The sequence below is a fragment of the Lutibacter sp. genome (genome assembly GCF_046055765.1).
GTDB lineage: Bacteria > Bacteroidota > Bacteroidia > Flavobacteriales > Flavobacteriaceae > Lutibacter.
On sequence record NZ_JASFZF010000015.1, the window covers coordinates 26,592 to 44,262 of the forward strand.

Below are 17,671 nucleotides of genomic sequence, written 5' to 3' on the forward strand. Positions count from 1 at the left end.
AATGAAATGAAGCAATATGTTTCTTTTGGGTTCGCTTTGACGGTTTTTTAATTGATGCTAAAAGTAGATAACATATCGTTTGGTTACACTTCAAAAGAAGTTCTTAAAAACATTAGTTTTACTATAAACAAAGGCGCTTATGTTGCAGTTGTAGGTGAAAGTGGTTGTGGAAAAAGTACACTTTTAGAAATTATTTACGGATTACTTCATATTGAAAAAGGTGCTGTTTATTGGAGTAATAAAAAATTATTAGGACCAAATTTTCACTTAATTCCAGGGGAAGATTTTATAAAATACCTTCCACAAGATTTCGATTTAATGCCTTATATAACTGTTGAAGAAAATATAGGTAAAAATATATCTAGTTTAGATTCAAATAAACAACAACGCATTCAAGAATTATTAGAAGTTGTTGATATGACTGACTTTTTAAAAACGAAAGTAAAAAATTTAAGTGGTGGTCAAAAACAACGTGTTGCTATTGCAAAAGTAATAGCAAAAGAACCAGAACTTTTATTGCTAGATGAGCCATTTAGTCATATTGATAATTTTAGAAAAAACAAACTAAGAAGAAGTCTTTTTAAGTATTTAAAAGTGAAAAATATAACATGTATTGTTGCAACTCATGATACCACCGACGCACTTTCTTTTGCTGATGAAATTATTGTTTTAAAAGATGCTAAAATAGATGTAAAAGGAACTCCAGAAACTATTTATAATAATAAAAAATCAGCGTATGTAGCTTCTTTTTTTAACGAAATAAATGAAATTCCTTTACATGAATTAGACTTAAATAGTATTTCTAAAAAAACAATTTTAAAGTACCCAAATCAACTAAAATTAGTTAAAAATTCAAACATAAAAGCAAGTGTAATTTCAACCTATTTTAAAGGAAATCATTACTTAATTGAAGCTAAATTAAAAAACACGATTGTATTTTTTGAACACTCGACTTCACTAAATATAGGTAAAGAAGTATTTATTGAAATAGTATAATAAAATCTCGTCATTACGAGGAGTGGTAACGACGAAGTAATCTTTTTGTTTATTTCTAAAAAGTAACAGGTTACTTTGTTTATTTACTAACCAATAAAAATAACACAGTTATTTATATTGGTATTACTTCAAATTTAGTTAAACGAATTTTTGAACACAAAACAAAAAAATATAAAGGGTTTACTTACAAATATAATTGCGATAAGCTTATTTATTTTGAAGAGTTTTCATATATAAATGATGCTATACTGAGAGAAAAACAATTAAAATTTAGAAATAGAAATAAAAAGGAAAATCTAATTAACTCAATGAATCCTAATTGGGCTGATTTATCACAAGATTGGATTTTTGAATTCTAACGTCGTTATGAGGATTGGTAACAAAGAAGTAATCTATAGGTTTTAATGAGCAGATTGCTTCAATCGTACCTCTTTCGCAATGACGTTAAACTCCAGTAGAGCCAAAACCACCAGCTCCACGCTCAGTTTCACTTAAACTTTCAACAATATCCCATTCAGCACGTTCATGTTTTGCAATAACTAATTGTGCAATTCGTTCACCATCATTTATTACAAAATCATCGTTAGATAAATTTACTAAAATTACACCAATTTCACCTCTGTAATCTGCGTCAATAGTTCCAGGAGAATTGAGCACTGTAATTCCTTTCTTTGCCGCTAGGCCACTTCGCGGACGTACTTGTGCTTCTGTTCCTACAGGCAATGCAATAAATAAACCCGTTTTAACAATGGCACGTTCTAAAGGTTTTAAAGTAATTGCTTCCGAAATATTAGCTCGTAAATCCATTCCGGCTGATGCAATGGTTTCATAATTAGGGTTTTCGTGTGTTGATTTATTAATAATTTGAACTTTCATTTGTGTTTTATTTAGTAGTTTTTTCTATATAATTTTTAAATCTGTCTTTTATAAAATAATTCCAACCTTCTAAACAACTTTCTCTTTTAAACTCAGGAATATCATTCGAAAAATTGCTAATAACTTCATTTGTAACGCGTAAAATAGTTTCTTTTTTAGTTGAAAATATTTCAAAATGAACCAAAGCATCTCCTTGATAATCTTTAAAATGCCACTTATAGGTAATTTTTTTAAGAGGTATTACTTCGGTAATTTCCCATTGATGTAAAAAATTTCGATCTTCAGACTTCACATTAAATTCAGTCTTAAATCCAACTACTGGTTTAAAATCAGGGATATTGTCAAAATACCAGAGTTTCATTTTATAAATACTCGTAATAGCCTCCCATATTTTATTTGTGGGTACTTGAAATATTTCCTCTACAATAACAGGTGTTTCTTTTGTTGTCATTTTCTACTTATTATAAAGCCAAGAAACAACTTTTAAAAATTCGTTTTTCCAAGCGGTTTCATTATGTTTTCCTTGTAGATTAATACTAACAGTTATATTTTTTGAAGGAAAACCTGTTGCAATTAATAAGTTTTTCATGTTTTTTGTATCTGAATCCATCGAATCTCCTTCTTTTCCTCCAACATATAAATACAGTTTTATTTTAGAAGTTGTTCCATATTTTTTAGTAAAATCAATAACTTTATTTGAAAACCAAAACGACGTAGATAAAGCTCCAATTTTCCCAAAGGTTTTAGGATATTTTAATCCGCCGTAATAAGAAATTAAACCACCTAAAGAGCTCCCTATTAAACTGGTATATTTTGCTTGTTTCTTAGTTCGGTAATGAGCATCAACATAAGGTTTTAAAGTATTCACAATAAAATCGATATAAATTACGCCTTTTCCACCACCATATTTCTTATTTCTCCAAGGTGTGTATTCATTAATTCGTTCGTTTCCTCCATTTTCAACAGCAACAACAATAAATCCTTTTCCAGTTTTTTCGAATAAATTATTTAAGGTTTCATCTACTTCCCATTCTCCAATATATGACGTTGTATTGTTAAATAGATTTTGAGCATCATGCATATAAATAACAGGATATTTTTTTGAAGTTTCAGTATAATTTGGTGGTAAATACACCCAAATTTTATGACTGATAGTATTGAGATTTGGAATAATAAATTCCTTTTTTAAAATACCAACATTTATAGCTGCAGTAGATATTTTTTTAGAAGTATGTTGGGCAAAAATTAAAGAAGTTGTAAAACAATAAATAATAAAAAAGTTTGTGATTTTTTTCATAAAACTATTGTTTCAAAATTGTGAATAATTCCTTTTTTTCATTCCAAAAAATTAAGACTCCAAATGCTAAAACAAGCGCTACAGAAACTAAATAATTTTCTCTAAAATATTGAAATGAAACAAATGAAATTACAATTGAAGCTATCAAATAACTTCCAATTTTTTTTAAATTATACGGAACCGGATAATGTTTTTTTCCGATAAAATAGGAGAGAACCATCATAGTTCCGTAAGCTGCAAGTGTTGCCCAAGCAGAAGCTATAAATCCAATTTTCGGAATTAAAACTACATTCATAAGTATAGTAATTAGTGCGCCTACAATTGAAAACAGCATTGCATAACGAGTTTTATCAGTTAGTTTATACCAAATAGCTAAGTTGTGGTAAACGCCTAAAAATAAGTTAGCTAGCAATACAATTGGCACAATAACAATAGCTTCCCAATACGCTTCATTGATAAATAATTGTTTTAAAATATCAATAAAAACAACTATTCCAACAAAAACCAATGCCCCAACAATTATAAAATAGTTTAAAATTTTAGCGTACGTTTTTTTAGCATCTTTTTTATCGGCGTGGTTAAAAAAGAAAGGCTCAGCTCCTAAACGAAAAGCCATAATGTATAAATTCATAAAAATAGCTAGCTTGTAACAAGCTGCGTATATTCCCATAGCATTTTTATCTATCAATTTTCCAATTAAAATTTTATCTAAATTTTCATTAATTACATAAGCAACACCAGCAACAGCAATTGGCCAAGAATAGGAGAGCATTTTTTTAAATAAAACGGTATTAAAACTCCAGTTAAATTTTAATAAATACGGAAGCAATAACAGCAATGAAATAGCACTTCCAACAATATTAGCAATAAATATAAAATTAACAATTTGCGTACTGTTAAAAAGGTTATTTAGAAATAGTGGAATGCTTTTTCCTTCATTTAAAAACTGCGGTATAAATTTTAAAAACAATAAATTAATACTTACAATTATTACAACATTTATTAATTTAATTATGGTGTATCTAATTGGTCGGTTTGAGGCGCGTAAATATGCAAATGGTATTACAGCTAACGTGTCTATTGCTAAAATTCCAATCAGTAATTTAAGTTGCAATGGATTTCCACCAAAATCAAAAATTTGTGTAAAAAAGTCAGAAAATAAAAATGCAATTAAAACAAAAAGTACTGCTGAAACAAACACACTTATAAATGCTGTTGAAATTAACGAATCTTTTTTTTCTTCAGCTTTATAGAACCGAAAAAAAGCAGTTTCCATTCCAAAGGTTAATAGCACAGAAAATAATGCTGCCCAAATGTAAAAATTGGTATTTTCAGCATAATTATTAGCGGGTAAAGCATCCGTATGCACACGAACCAACAAAAAATTAATTACGCGTGGTAATACGGCTGCAATTCCGTAAATAATGGTGTCTTTAAAAAATCGTTTAAGTGCGCTCAATAGTGATTGTTATTGTAACAAAGATTCATCGCATAAATGTACAAAAGATTTCGGTTTATAAAGGAACGTAAAAAATTGATTTTATTTAATAATATAACTTCAACAATTGTTAAGCTTATATGTTTTGGTCTTACTTTTAGTTTGTTTACATTTGATTTCTTAAACTTTATAAATGAGTAAAAAACCTAAAATAGCTGTTTTTGGAGGCGGAAGTTGGGCAACCGCCATTGTAAAAATGTTGTGTGAAAATTTGGAACAAGTTGGTTGGTATATGCGAAATCAAAACTCTATTGATTATATAAAAGAGAATGAGCACAACCCAAATTATTTAAGTTCGGCAGAGTTTAATGTAGATCAGCTTTATTTATCAAGCGATATTAATCAAATGGTGCAATATGCTGATGTTTTAATTTTTGCAATTCCTTCAGCATTTGTAAAAGTAGAGTTAGACAAAATAACCGAAGATTTTTCTTCAAAAATAATATTTTCTGCCATTAAAGGTATTGTACCTGAAACAGGATTAATTGTGGGACAACATTTTCATCAACATTATAAAATTCCTTTCGAAAATATTGGTGTAATCACAGGTCCTTGTCATGCTGAAGAAGTTGCCATGGAACGTTTATCGTATTTAACAATTGCGTGTCAAAATCCAATAAATTCAAAATTAGTAGCTAAATATCTTTCTAGCAATTATATAAAAACTAAAATTTCGGATGATATTATTGGTACAGAATATGCAGCAATGTTGAAGAATATTTTTGCTATTGCTGCCGGAATTGCACACGGATTAGGCTATGGAGATAATTTTCAGTCGGTATTAATGTCTAATTCTATTCGAGAAATGAAACGCTTTATTAAAAAAGTGCACAAAATGAAGCGAAACATCAATAATTCAGCTTATTTAGGCGATTTATTAGTTACAGGCTATTCCGTTTTTAGTAGAAATAGAATGTTTGGAAATATGATAGGTAAAGGCTACACTGTAAAAAGTGCCATGATGGAAATGAGTATGATTGCTGAAGGGTATTATGCATCAAAAAGTGCGTATTTATTAAATAAAAAAAATAATGCTAAAACACCAATAATTAATGCTGTTTATGCAATATTATATGAAAACAAAAATCCAAAGAGCATTTTTAAAAAATTAACAGAACTATTAGATTAACAAATGTTTATGCTTTTTTAGTTAAAAATATTTTAAAAAAAAGAGACTTTTAAGACTGAAATAAAACTATCTTTGTACTTTAATATTTTAATAAAAACTAATGAAAAAAGGTACAGTAAAATTTTTTAACGAATCTAAAGGTTTTGGATTTGTAACAGAAGAAGGTTCAGGTACAGACTATTTTGTACACGTTTCAGGCTTAATTGATGAAATTAGAGAAGGTGATGTAGTTGAATTTGAGCTTAAAGAAGGTAAAAAAGGAATGAACGCAGTAAATGTTAAAGTAATTTAATAACGTTACATTTTTTTAAAAAACTCAAGCCAGTCAATTTAATTGACTGGCTTTTTTGTGTACCTTTTCCATTTTTTAAAGTTAGCTTATTTTACAAAAACAAATCTAAAGGAGTTCGACATAAAGACTTCTGATTATTAGTCATTTATAAATTCTATAGTAAAAACGGGTGTCATTCCTGCGAAAGCAGGAATCTAAACGCATTCTATTTATGGATTCCTGCCTTTGCAGGAATGACAAAACAACTATAAAACGCACTAATTCAACAATTTGTATTATTTTACTTATATCGAACTCACGTTGATAAATATCATACAAACAAGCTATCGATTTTTGTAACTTTGATAACATAAATAGCATTTTAATGCTTAGTTGAAAACGATAATTTTAAATAACAACTATGAAAGTTAAGATAGCAATAATCTACGCAACAGTTGATGGACAAACATTAAAAATTAGTAAAATTCTTCAAGAAGAATTACTAAAAAAAGGGAACCAAGTTGCAATTTATTCTATTGAAGAATTTAACAAAGAAATAACTAATTTTGATAAACTAATAATTGGTTCGAGCATTAGATACGGCGTGCATCATAAAAAAATAATTGAGTTTATCAATACCAATAAAAACCTACTAGATACTATAAAATCAGCATTTTTCTCAGTTAATTTAGTAGCTCGTAAACCCGAAAAACAAACCCCAACTACCAATCCTTATGTTGTTAAATTTTTTAAATCAATTACATGGAAACCTCCTATTGTTGAAGTTTTTGCTGGGAAATTAGATTATAAAAAATATCCTTTTTTCGATCGGATTATGATTCAGTTTATTATGTGGATGACCAAAGGACCTACTAATAAAAATGTTGAAATAGAATACACGAATTGGAATAAAGTAAAAGAATTTAGTGAAACGCTTCACAGTTTTTAAGCTTTATAATTGATAATTATCATACAATCAATCATTTAAATTTAATAAATTTAGAGGTTATATAATGTATAGCTATGTTTTAGTGTATTAGAGGCTTGTTTCTAATGATAGATTTAAAAAATTTAATAACAACTTCTTACAACTAAAATGAGTGCTAATTTGTAAGATTTTAAATCTATGATTAAAAATAAACCTACATACCTAGAATTAGAAAAAGAAGTAGAAATTTTAAAAACTAAAAAAGAGATTAAAACCTCCTTAGAATTTAATCAAAATTTATTGGTTGAAATAAATGCCAAGGGTATTGTAACACACGTAAACCAAAAAATGTGTGAAGTTTTAGGGTATAAAGAAAAAGAAATTATTGGTAAAAATTGGTTTGATAACTTTCTTCCAAAGAAAACAAAAGTAAAGATTCTGTCAATTTCTAAAAAATTATTGCAAGGAGAAACAGAAAGTGTAAAAGATAACGAAAATCCAATTTTAACAAAAAATGGAGAAGAAAAAATTATTAGATGGCACAATGCAATTATAAGAAATAAAAAAGGAACTATTATAGGGCATTTAAGTACAGGAGAAGACATTACAGAAATTAAAAAAGTAGAAGCAACTCTTTTACAAGCTTCTCATATTATTGAAAGAAGTCCTGCAGTAGTTTTTTTATGGAAAAATCAAAATAATTGGCTTGTTGAATATGTTTCTAATAATGTGCAGCAAATTTTCGAATATACAGCGGAAGATTTTTCAACTAATAAAATAGCTTATTTAAAGTTGATTCATCCAGAAGATTTAAACGCTGTTTCAGCCGAAATAAAAAAGTATAGTGAAAATAATTCAACAGAATTTGAACATAAACATTATAGAATAATCACCAAATCTGGAAAAATTAAATGGGTAAAAGATCGTACTCAAATTAGAAGAAATGAAAAAGGAGAAATTACATATTATGAAGGTATTATACTAGATATTACTAAAAACAAAAAACGCCAAGAAGAATTAATAAAATTAAATACTGCTATTAAAAACAGTACACATGAAGTTCATGTTTTTAATGCAGATAATTTAAAATTTACATTTGTTAATGAAATTACAATTAAAAACTTAGGATATTCTCTAGAAGAGTTAAAAAATATGACTCCAATAGATTTAACACCTCAATTTAATCATAAAGAAGCGTTAAAAAAATTAACACCTTTAAGAAGTGGAAAAATAGACAGGCTGAGTTTTGAAACATTTCGCCAACGAAAAGATAAAACATTATACCCCGTTGAAATTAATGTAAGTACATTTAAGATTGATGATAAATTACATTTTTTAGCCTTAGTTATTGATACAACAGAGCAAAACAAATCAAAAGCTGCACTTATTGAAAGCGAATCTCGTTTTAAAACTATTATAGAAAATGCTGGTGATGCAATGTATATGGCAAATTTTAACGGAGATATACTACAAGTAAATGAGTTAGCTTGCAAAGCATTGGGATATAGTAAAAAAGAGCTGCTTTCCATGAAAATTTTTGAAATAGACGCTAATATTATTAAGGATAAACATCCAAAAAAACTTTGGAGTACATTAAAACCAAATAATCCTCAAACATTAGAAACAATACATAAGCGTAAAGACGGTTCTACTTTTCCTGTTGAAATTAGAATTGGAGTAGCCATAGTAAATAACGAAAAAGTAACACTTGGTTTTGCCCGCGATATTACAGAGCGTAAAATTTCCGAAAAAAAATTAAAAGACAGTGAATTTTTATTAAACGAAGCACAAAAAATAGCACAACTAGGCTCATATACGTTAAATATTGAATCAGGTTTTTGGACCACCTCACTAGTTTTAGATACCCTTTTTGGTATTGATAAAAATTACAAAAAAGATATAGATGGTTGGTTAAAAATAATTCATCCTAAAGATAAAAAAATGATGTTTAATCACCTATCAACAAATGTGCTTATCAATCATGAATTTTTTGATAAAGAATATCGTATTCTAAGAAATAATGATAAGGAAGAACGTTGGGTACATGGGCTTGGAAAATTAGAATTTAATGAAGAAGGAAAGCCTATAAGAATGTTAGGTACCATTCAAGATATTACTGAACAAAAAAAAGTAGAAGAAACATTATTACAAAAGAACCTACAAATTAAAGAGCAAAACAAACAGCTTATTAAAAGTGAAAAAAAGTTTAGAGGACTTTATGAAAAATCTGGAGATGCAATTATGATTGGTAAGAATGGTAAATTTGTTGATCTTAATAATGCGGCACTCCACATGTTTGGATATACATCAAAAGAAAAGTTTTTAAAAACTAAAATTTCTGATTTATATCCCAAAATACAACCTGATGGAAGTGATTCCTATGTAAAATCTAAAGAAATGCTAGGTGCTGCATTTGAAAATGGTACACATAGATTTGAATTTACACATAAAAAAAAGAATGGAAAAATATTCCCAGTAGAGATATTACTCACCGCAATTTCAAATAAAAATGATAATAAAGTAATGCATGGTGTTTTAAGAGATATTTCAAATCGTAAATTAATTGAAGCTGAATTAATTCAAGCAAAAGAAAAAGCCGAAGAAAGCGACCGTTTAAAAACAGAGTTTATTAATAATATGTCTCATGAAATTAGAACTCCTATGAACGGTATTATGGGATTTTCAGAGTTTTTAGCCGATCCAAATTTAGCCGATGAGAAAAGAAAATACTTTGTAAAAATAATTAAAAATAGTGGACATCAGTTACTTCAGATTATTGATGATATTTTAGAAATATCAAGGTTAGGAACTAAACAAGTAAAAGTTTTTGAAGAATCAGTCAATTTAAACAACTTATTACTAGAATTATTTTCAATTTTCGATACCAAAGCAAAAGAAAATAAAACACCGTTGTATTTAGAAAAAGGACTTTTAGATAAGCAAAGTACCATACTAACAGACAAAACTAAGCTAAATAAAATTATAAGTAATTTGCTAGAAAATGCTTTAAAATTTACCAATGTTGGAACTATTGAATTTGGGTATAACTTAATAGAAAACAATAAGTTAAGACAATTAGAAATGTATGTAAAAGATACTGGTAAAGGGATAAAAAAAGAAGATCAAAAATTAATTTTTGAGCGTTTTTCCCAAGCCGAAAAAGAAATATCTAAAAATACAAAAGGATTAGGACTAGGTTTATCCATAGCTAAAGAAAACACCGAATTATTAGGGGGAAAAATTTCAGTAGATTCTACAAAAGGTAAAGGCACCACTTTTTATGTTACCATACCTTATAAACCAATTTTTAAAGATGAGGATATTAAAATTGAACATATAGAAGAAAAACAAACAGTATTAATTGTTGAAGATGAAGAAGTAAACTATTTGTACCTTAGTACATTAATACAAGATATATTGAAATTAAATTGTACAGTTTTACATGCTAAAAATGGAAAAGAAGCAATTAAAATTTATAAAGAAAACAGCTCAATAGCTGTTATTTTAATGGATTTAAAAATGCCAATTATGAATGGCTATGACGCAACAACAGCAATAAAAAAAATAAATCCAAACATTCCAATTATAGCCCAAACGGCTTATTCAACGAAAACCGAAATAAAAAAAGCAATAGCTTTTGGGTGCGATGATTTTATTTCAAAACCAATAAGTAAAGAATCGTTATTTAAAATAATTACAAAGTTTGTTCCTAATATATGAAAAATACCCACATCTTAATTTCTCAAACGTTAGAATTTTTAGCTAAAAATGACAAGCGAGAACAAAGCAGTAAATTCCTTGAAAATACAGCTAAGCATATAGCAGCGTTGTTTAATATTAGTTATGTTTTTATTAATAAATATTCCCTTAAAAACCCTACAATAGTTGAAACAGTAGTTGTTCTTGAAAAAAAAAGGTTTTTACCCAATATAACTTACAAACTAGCAAATACACCTTGTGAAAATGTGATAAACAAAAAAATATGTGTGTATTCAAATAATTTACAAACGCTATTTTCTAAAGATACTGCATTAAAAAAAATGGGCGCACAAAGTTATATTGGCGTGCCTTTATGGAGCTCTTTAGGAGAGCCAATAGGTTTAATTACTATCGTACACGATAAACCAATTTTAGAAACAAAGTCTATAGAAATTAATCTTCAAATTATTGCTATTAAAGTTGCTCAAGTACTTGAAAAAAACCTTTTTAAAAATAAGTTAGAGTTAAAAATAAAAGATTTAGAAATTTCTAATGCAAAACAGAAAGAAGCTGAAGAACGGTATAAAAGTTTATCTGAAGCCTCTTTTGAAGCCGTATTTTTATCAGAAAATGGCGTTGGAATAGCGCAAAATGCAGCAGCTCAAAAAATGTTTGGTTATTCTGATGATGAGATAAAAGGAATGAAAGCCACAACACTAATTGATAAAAAAGATCGCGAGTTAGTATATGCTAATATTAAATCGGGTAATGAAACAGCTTATGAAGTAACAGCTTTACGAAAAAATGGCACAAAATTTCCTGCAGCTATACAAGCAAGAATGACTCATTATAAAGGGAAAATAGTTAGAATATCGGCTTTTAATAATCTTACTGTTCAAAAAAAATTAGAAGTTGAGGCAAAAAAACTAAAAACTGCCGTAGAACAAAGTGCAAATACTATTGTTATTACTAATATTCATGGAGTTATAGAATATGTAAATCCAAAATTTACAGAAATTACAGGGTATACTGCGGAAGAAGCAAAAGGTCAAAATCCAAGAATTTTAAAATCTGGATATCAATCCAAAGAATATTATCAAAAAATGTGGGAAACAATTTCTGCAGGAAATAGTTGGAATGGTCAATTTCAAAACAAATCTAAAAGCGGTACTATTTTTTGGGAACAAGTTACAATTACACCAATTAAAAACAAATTAGGGAACATTACTAATTATTTAGCGGTTAAAGAAGATATTACCAAACGAAAAAAGGTACAGGAAAACTTAAAAATCACATTCGATTTATTAAAAGAAAGCGAAAACTACTTATCAACCATTTTAAAAACTACGAATGAAGGTTTTTGGTCGGTTAATGTAGATAATATAACTACAGAAGTAAATCCTGAAATGTGTAAAATTTTAGGATTTAAAGAAAGTGATATTATAGGCGTTTCTGTTTTTGAATTTGTTGATAGTGAGAATGCTAAAATATTATTAGCGCAACAGAAAAAAAGAGCCAAAGGACTCACTTCAAAATATGAGATTGAACTAAAAAACAGTAAAGGGGAAAATATACCATGTTTGTTTAAATCTACTCCAATTTATAATAATAATAATAAAGAAAGAATAGGTTCGTTTGCGTTGGTTACAGATATTTCTTCAATAAAACACGCTTATGAAATAACTGAAAATCAAAATCAAGAATTAACTAAACTAAGTTTTGAATTATCTGAAAAGAATAGATTGCTATTAGAAAGTAGTTCTCGCTTCAAAAATTTATTTGAACTAAGTCCGGTCTCCATTTGGGAACAAGATTATTCTGAAGTTATAAAATTATTAGATAAAAAGAAAACAGAAACAACAGATATTAAAGCGTATATCAATCAAAATCCTAAATTTATTGAAGCATGTGTTTCTAAAATAAAAATTTTAAACGTAAATAAAGTTACCAAAGAATTATTTGGTATTAAAAATGTACAAGAACTTAAAAATCACCTGCAAAAAACAGATAACAAAATAGCTTTTAAAGCACTTAAAAAAGAAATACTCTCCATGGCTTTAGGTAAAACCGAATTTAAATATTTTACTGAATTAGCTAATAAAAATGGTGAAACTATGAAAGCAATTGTAAATTCAGCTATAATTGATAATCATGGAAATGCAATTGCTTCAGTAATAGATATCACCGCTTTAAAAAAAGCAGAAAGAAAAGCTAAAGTAAGCGAGCAGAAATTTAAAGAACTGTACGAAAAATCTGGAGATGCAATTTTAATTATTAAAAACGGCATTTTTATTGAATGTAATAAATCAGCTACTTCGTTACTTGAATATGTATCCAAAGAGGAGTTTTTAAATGTACATCCTTCAAAATTATCACCAAAAAAACAATTAAATGGTTTAAACTCTCTTGAAGAAGCTGAAAAAATGATGTCTTTAGCTTTAAAGAATGGAACACATCGTTTTGAATGGATACACTTAAAAAGCAATGGAGATGAAATTCCTGTAGAAGTTTTACTAACCGCTATAACAAATGAACCAACTAATAAAATTATACATTGTGTTTGGAGAGATATTACCGAGCGTATAAAAGCTGAAGAGGAAATAAGGAGTTTAGCAAAATTTCCTTCAGAAAATCCAAACCCTATTTTAAGAATTAACTTAGAGGGAATTTTACTATATGCAAATAAGGCAGCTATAAAAGTTTTTTCAGATTTAAAATTACAAGTAGGAAAAATAAGCCCTAAGTTGTTATTAAATTTCACCATAGAAAAAGGAGGAACACGTACAAGCAAGAAAAACATTAATTATAAAAATCAAATATTTTCAATCTCTAACGCCTATTTTTTAGATTCTAATTATATTGATTTGTATATTGAAGATATTACCCAACAAAAAAATACGGAAAAAGCTCTTACAATTGCCAAAGAAAAAGCAGAAGAAAGTGATCGTTTAAAAACAGAGTTTTTAAATAATATGTCACATGAAATTAGAACTCCTATGAATGGTATTTTAGGATTTTCACAAATGTTAGCTGAACATGATTTAGATGCCGACAAGCAACGTAACTTTGTAAATATTATTCAAAATAGCGGTCATCAATTATTACAAATAATAGATGATATTTTAGAAATTTCAAGACTTGGAACCAAACAAGTTAAAGTAATAGAAGAAGAGGTTTCACTAAATGATACATTGATTGAATTATTTTCAATTTTTGATATAAAAGCGAAAGAAAATAAAACACCTTTATATTTAAAAAATGGACTTTCAGATGTGCAAAGTATTATTTATACGGATAAAACGAAACTAAATAAAATAATAAGTAATTTATTAGAAAATGCATTAAAATTTACAAATAATGGATTTATAGAATTTGGTTATAATCTAAAAAACAATACAAGTTCTCCTAGTTTAGAAATTTATGTAAAAGATACAGGTATTGGAATAAAACCAGAAAAACATGAATTAATTTTCAAACGTTTTGAACAAGCTGAAAAAGAGTTGACAAAAAAAGTAGGAGGCTTAGGTTTAGGGTTGTCAATTGCTAAAGAAAATACAGAGTTATTAGGTGGAAAAATTACGGTAGAATCTGAAATGATGAAAGGTGCTACATTTTTTGTAACAATACCATTTAAACCAGTACATAAAATAATTGAAACAACAGAAGAAGATAATAACTATACTATTTTAATTGCTGAAGATGAAGAAGTTAATTATATGTATTTAGAAACAATATTAAAAGACATTATGAAATTAAATTGTACTATTTTACATGCAAAAAACGGAAGAGAAACTATTGAAATTTGTAAAAATAATGCAGCGATAGATATTATTTTGATGGACTTAAAAATGCCCGTTTTGAATGGACTTAAAGCCACTAAACAAATACGAAAATTCAACGCTAAATTACCTATTATTGCGCAAACAGCTTATTCAACTATTGAAGACAAAGAAGAAGCATTGGCAGCTGGTTGCAACGATTTTATATCTAAACCAATTGAAAAAGAAACATTAGTTAACGTTATAAATACGTTTTTAATTAAAGAGATTTGTTAAAACTATTTATTTATAATAATAACCTTTAAACGAAAAAATGAACTTAAAAAAAACATTTACAACGCTTCATATATTATTGATAGTTTTATTAGTTGTATTAAGTGTACTTACACTTTTAATGTTTAATAATAAATCAAACGTTAAAAAAAACAACTTAAATCAAAATAAGGCGTTTGCAATAGCCACAAAATTTAAAAGATCCTCTAATAATCTTACACGTTATTGCAGAACTTCTGTGTTAACACAAGATAGTATTTGGGAGCAAAAGTACCATGAAGTATTAGAAATACTTAACGGAAAAAAACCTTGGAGAAATGGCTATATTATAAAGTTTAGCGATACAATTAAATCGTTTGGATTTACACCAACTGAACTTTCAAAATTTAAAATAGCTGAAGAAAATTTAAATAATTTAGTATATACTGAAAGAGTTGCAATGCATGCTGTAAAAGGATTATTTGATGATGGTACTGGAAATTTCACCATAAAAGGTTCTCCAAATATTAAATTGGCATATTCTACACTTTTTGATGAAAATTATCATGACAAAAAAGATAAAATACTAGAACCCATTGAGGAGTTTTTCGTATTATTTACACAAAGAATTAAAGAGAAATCAGACAAATTAGATCGTATTAGTTATATTTTAATTGGAACAATTAATGCCTTAATAATATTAATTCTTATGATAGCTTCAATATCGTTTTTTATCATAAAAAATAAAATAATTAAACAACTTATAGAATTAAAATTAGCCAAAGAAAAAGCAGAAGAAATAGCCAAAGAGAATAGAAAATTATCAGTTGCCATTGCGCAAAGTGCAAATAGTGTAATTATAGCCGACAATAAAGCTTATATAGAATATGTAAACCCAAAATTTACTGATATTACAGGATATTCATTAAAAGATGTAAAAGGAAAACCATTAGATTTTTTAAATTCAAACAGGCACACAAAAGAGTTTCATAAGAATATTATGGAAACAGTAACTTCGGGAAAAATTTGGAAAGGAGAATACCAAAATAATGATAAATATGGCAACCTTATTTGGGAACAAATAACAATTACACCAATTAAAGATACAAACGGAGAAATTGTGAACTATTTAGGAATTAAAGAAGATATTACCAACCTTAAAAGAAGTGAACATAATTTAATACAAGCTCAAAAAATAGCAAAATTAGGTAGTTATAATTTAGATTTAAAAACACTAATTGGGAAAACTTCAGTGACGTTTAATTCAATAACTGGTTTAAAGCCATTCCGTAAAATTACATTTAATCAATGGAGGAAAATAGTACATCCTGACGATATTAATAATAATGATATAGAGCTCAAAAAATGTATTAAAACAGGTGATAAATTTGATTTAGAATATAGAATTTTAACTAAAGATACTCAAACCTTAAAATGGATTCATGGACTTGGAGAAATCAGCTATAAAGATGGAGAACCTGCTAATTTTATAGGAACTATACAGGATATTACAGAACGAAAATTTATTGAGCAAGAATTAGTAAAAGCAAAAGAAGCAGCCGAAGAAAGCGATCGTTTAAAAACAGAGTTTTTAAATAATATGTCGCATGAAATTAGAACCCCTATGAATGGTATTTTAGGATTTTCTGAGATGTTAGAAAGCCCTGAAATTTCAGTAGAAAAAAGACAATATTTTGTTAAGATTATTCGAAATAGCGGAAAACAATTATTACAAATTATAGACGATATTTTAGAAATTTCTAGATTAGGAACAAAACAAGTTAAAGCATTCAATGAAAATGTTTGTTTAAATAATACATTGTTTGAATTGTTTTCAATATTTGATATTAAAGCCAAAGAAAACAAAACACCGTTATATCTTAAAAAAGGACTTTCAGATAAAGAAAGTACAATTGTAATTGATAAAACGAAGCTAAATAAAGTACTAAGTAATTTAATAGAAAATGCATTAAAATTTACAAATGAAGGTTTTATTGAATTTGGATATAAATTACAAAATAACCAACTAATACTATATGTAAAAGACACAGGTATTGGTATAGACAAAGAAAAGCAAGAGTTAATTTTTGGTAGGTTTTCACAAGCCGAAAAAGAGCTATCTAAAAATGTTGGAGGCTTAGGTTTAGGCTTGTCAATTGCAAAAGAAAATACCGAATTGTTAGGAGGTAAAATTTTTGTAGAATCAGTGAAAGGAAAAGGAGCTACTTTTTTTATGACCATTCCGTATCATCCAGTTTATAACAATCTTAAAGAATCCGAAAAAAATATTAAGAGTACATCAACAATTTTAATTGCTGAAGATGAAGAAGTAAATTACTTATTTTTAGAAACACTTTTAGTTGATATTTTAAAGCTTGAATACACTATTCTACACGCAAAAAATGGTGTTGAAGCAATTGAAATGTGTAAAACTAACCCAAAAATTAGTATGGTATTAATGGATTTAAAAATGCCTGTAATGAGTGGCTATGAGGCAACTAAAAAAATAAGAGAGTTCTTGCCAAAGATACCAATTATAGCCCAAACTGCCTATTCAACAAAAGAAGAAGAAGATAGAGCTATTGAAGCTGGTTGTAATGAGTTTATTTCAAAACCTATAAATAAAGAAATGTTATTTAAAATAATTGAGAATTATCTAAAATAAAAGTTAATAAACCCGTTGTGCATTTTAATTCTTTAAACTTACTGTTGCATCACTTCGCTATAAGTAAAATAATACAAATTGTTGAATTAGTGCGTTTTATAGTTGTTTTGTCATTCCTGTGAAGACAGGAATCCATAAATAGGATGCGTTTAGATTCCTGCCTTTGCAGGAATGACACCCGTTTTAACTGAAAAGCCTATTCTCGATACTAATTTCAAGCCTAAAAAGGCTAAAATTCACTCGTATTCTTTTTCTTTTAACAAATTTAGATGTTTTTATCA

At 27.6% G+C, this 17,671-nt stretch carries 11 protein-coding genes and 1 pseudogene; 8 read left to right on the top strand and 4 right to left on the bottom strand.

The window, feature by feature from the left end; translation table 11 throughout:
- The first annotated feature begins 54 nt into the window (after positions 1-54).
- The gene (locus QM495_RS01455; RefSeq protein WP_408670328.1) at positions 55-996 is read left to right on the top strand and encodes an ABC transporter ATP-binding protein; all 942 of its coding nucleotides are present in this window, start codon (positions 55-57) and stop codon (positions 994-996) included.
- Positions 997-1,079: 83 nt separating this feature from the next.
- Positions 1,080-1,355, top strand: a pseudogene (locus QM495_RS01460) (GIY-YIG nuclease family protein); the annotation flags it as partial.
- Positions 1,356-1,440: 85 nt separating this feature from the next.
- Here the strand turns inward: QM495_RS01460 and dut are convergent.
- Genes dut through QM495_RS01480 form a run of 4 tightly spaced genes read right to left on the bottom strand, consistent with a single transcriptional unit; the run spans position 1,441 to position 4,628 of the window.
- A complete protein-coding gene (dut, locus tag QM495_RS01465; protein WP_408670329.1) occupies positions 1,441-1,872 on the bottom strand; it encodes a dUTP diphosphatase in 432 nt (143 codons plus the stop codon).
- A gap of 7 nt (positions 1,873-1,879) precedes the next feature.
- On the bottom strand, positions 1,880-2,323 hold the full coding sequence (locus tag QM495_RS01470) for an SRPBCC family protein (protein ID WP_408670330.1): 444 nt from the start codon (positions 2,321-2,323) through the stop codon (positions 1,880-1,882).
- Positions 2,324-2,326: 3 nt separating this feature from the next.
- Positions 2,327-3,169 carry an alpha/beta hydrolase gene (locus QM495_RS01475; RefSeq protein WP_408670331.1) on the bottom strand — a complete coding sequence of 281 codons (843 nt, stop codon included), beginning with the start codon at positions 3,167-3,169 and terminating at the stop codon, positions 2,327-2,329.
- A 4-nt stretch (positions 3,170-3,173) separates the two neighbouring features.
- Positions 3,174-4,628, bottom strand: a complete 1,455-nt coding sequence (locus QM495_RS01480; RefSeq protein WP_408670332.1) for a polysaccharide biosynthesis C-terminal domain-containing protein — start codon at positions 4,626-4,628, stop codon at positions 3,174-3,176.
- Between the two features lie 172 nt (positions 4,629-4,800).
- Here QM495_RS01480 and QM495_RS01485 point away from each other — a divergent pair, with 172 nt between their 5' ends.
- The 6 genes from QM495_RS01485 (at position 4,801) to QM495_RS01510 (ending at position 17,390) form a co-directional block, all read left to right on the top strand.
- Positions 4,801-5,796, top strand: a complete 996-nt coding sequence (locus QM495_RS01485) for an NAD(P)H-dependent glycerol-3-phosphate dehydrogenase (protein WP_408670333.1) — start codon at positions 4,801-4,803, stop codon at positions 5,794-5,796.
- A gap of 100 nt (positions 5,797-5,896) precedes the next feature.
- On the top strand, positions 5,897-6,088 hold the full coding sequence (locus QM495_RS01490) for a cold-shock protein (RefSeq protein ID WP_408670334.1): 192 nt from the start codon (positions 5,897-5,899) through the stop codon (positions 6,086-6,088).
- A 400-nt stretch (positions 6,089-6,488) separates the two neighbouring features.
- On the top strand, positions 6,489-7,016 hold the full coding sequence (hemG, locus tag QM495_RS01495; RefSeq protein ID WP_408670335.1) for a menaquinone-dependent protoporphyrinogen IX dehydrogenase: 528 nt from the start codon (positions 6,489-6,491) through the stop codon (positions 7,014-7,016).
- Between the two features lie 177 nt (positions 7,017-7,193).
- Positions 7,194-10,715, top strand: a complete 3,522-nt coding sequence (locus QM495_RS01500; protein WP_408670336.1) for a PAS domain S-box protein — start codon at positions 7,194-7,196, stop codon at positions 10,713-10,715.
- A complete protein-coding gene (locus tag QM495_RS01505; protein WP_408670337.1) occupies positions 10,712-14,749 on the top strand; it encodes a PAS domain S-box protein in 4,038 nt (1,345 codons plus the stop codon). The genes QM495_RS01500 and QM495_RS01505 overlap by 4 nt, the downstream gene beginning before the upstream one ends.
- 37 nt (positions 14,750-14,786) lie before the next feature.
- A complete protein-coding gene (locus tag QM495_RS01510; protein WP_408670338.1) occupies positions 14,787-17,390 on the top strand; it encodes a PAS domain S-box protein in 2,604 nt (867 codons plus the stop codon).
- The last annotated feature ends 281 nt before the right edge of the window (positions 17,391-17,671 follow it).

Bases quoted from the DNA above. Each gene is read 5' to 3' on its own strand.
- QM495_RS01455 (WP_408670328.1), top strand. From the start codon at position 55: ATGCTAAAAGTAGATAACATATCGTTTGGTTACACTTCAAAAGAAGTT.
- dut (WP_408670329.1), bottom strand. From the start codon at position 1,872: ATGAAAGTTCAAATTATTAATAAATCAACACACGAAAACCCTAATTAT.
- QM495_RS01470 (WP_408670330.1), bottom strand. From the start codon at position 2,323: ATGACAACAAAAGAAACACCTGTTATTGTAGAGGAAATATTTCAAGTA.
- QM495_RS01475 (WP_408670331.1), bottom strand. From the start codon at position 3,169: ATGAAAAAAATCACAAACTTTTTTATTATTTATTGTTTTACAACTTCT.
- QM495_RS01485 (WP_408670333.1), top strand. From the start codon at position 4,801: ATGAGTAAAAAACCTAAAATAGCTGTTTTTGGAGGCGGAAGTTGGGCA.
- QM495_RS01490 (WP_408670334.1), top strand. From the start codon at position 5,897: ATGAAAAAAGGTACAGTAAAATTTTTTAACGAATCTAAAGGTTTTGGA.
- hemG (WP_408670335.1), top strand. From the start codon at position 6,489: ATGAAAGTTAAGATAGCAATAATCTACGCAACAGTTGATGGACAAACA.
- QM495_RS01500 (WP_408670336.1), top strand. From the start codon at position 7,194: ATGATTAAAAATAAACCTACATACCTAGAATTAGAAAAAGAAGTAGAA.
- QM495_RS01505 (WP_408670337.1), top strand. From the start codon at position 10,712: ATGAAAAATACCCACATCTTAATTTCTCAAACGTTAGAATTTTTAGCT.
- QM495_RS01510 (WP_408670338.1), top strand. From the start codon at position 14,787: ATGAACTTAAAAAAAACATTTACAACGCTTCATATATTATTGATAGTT.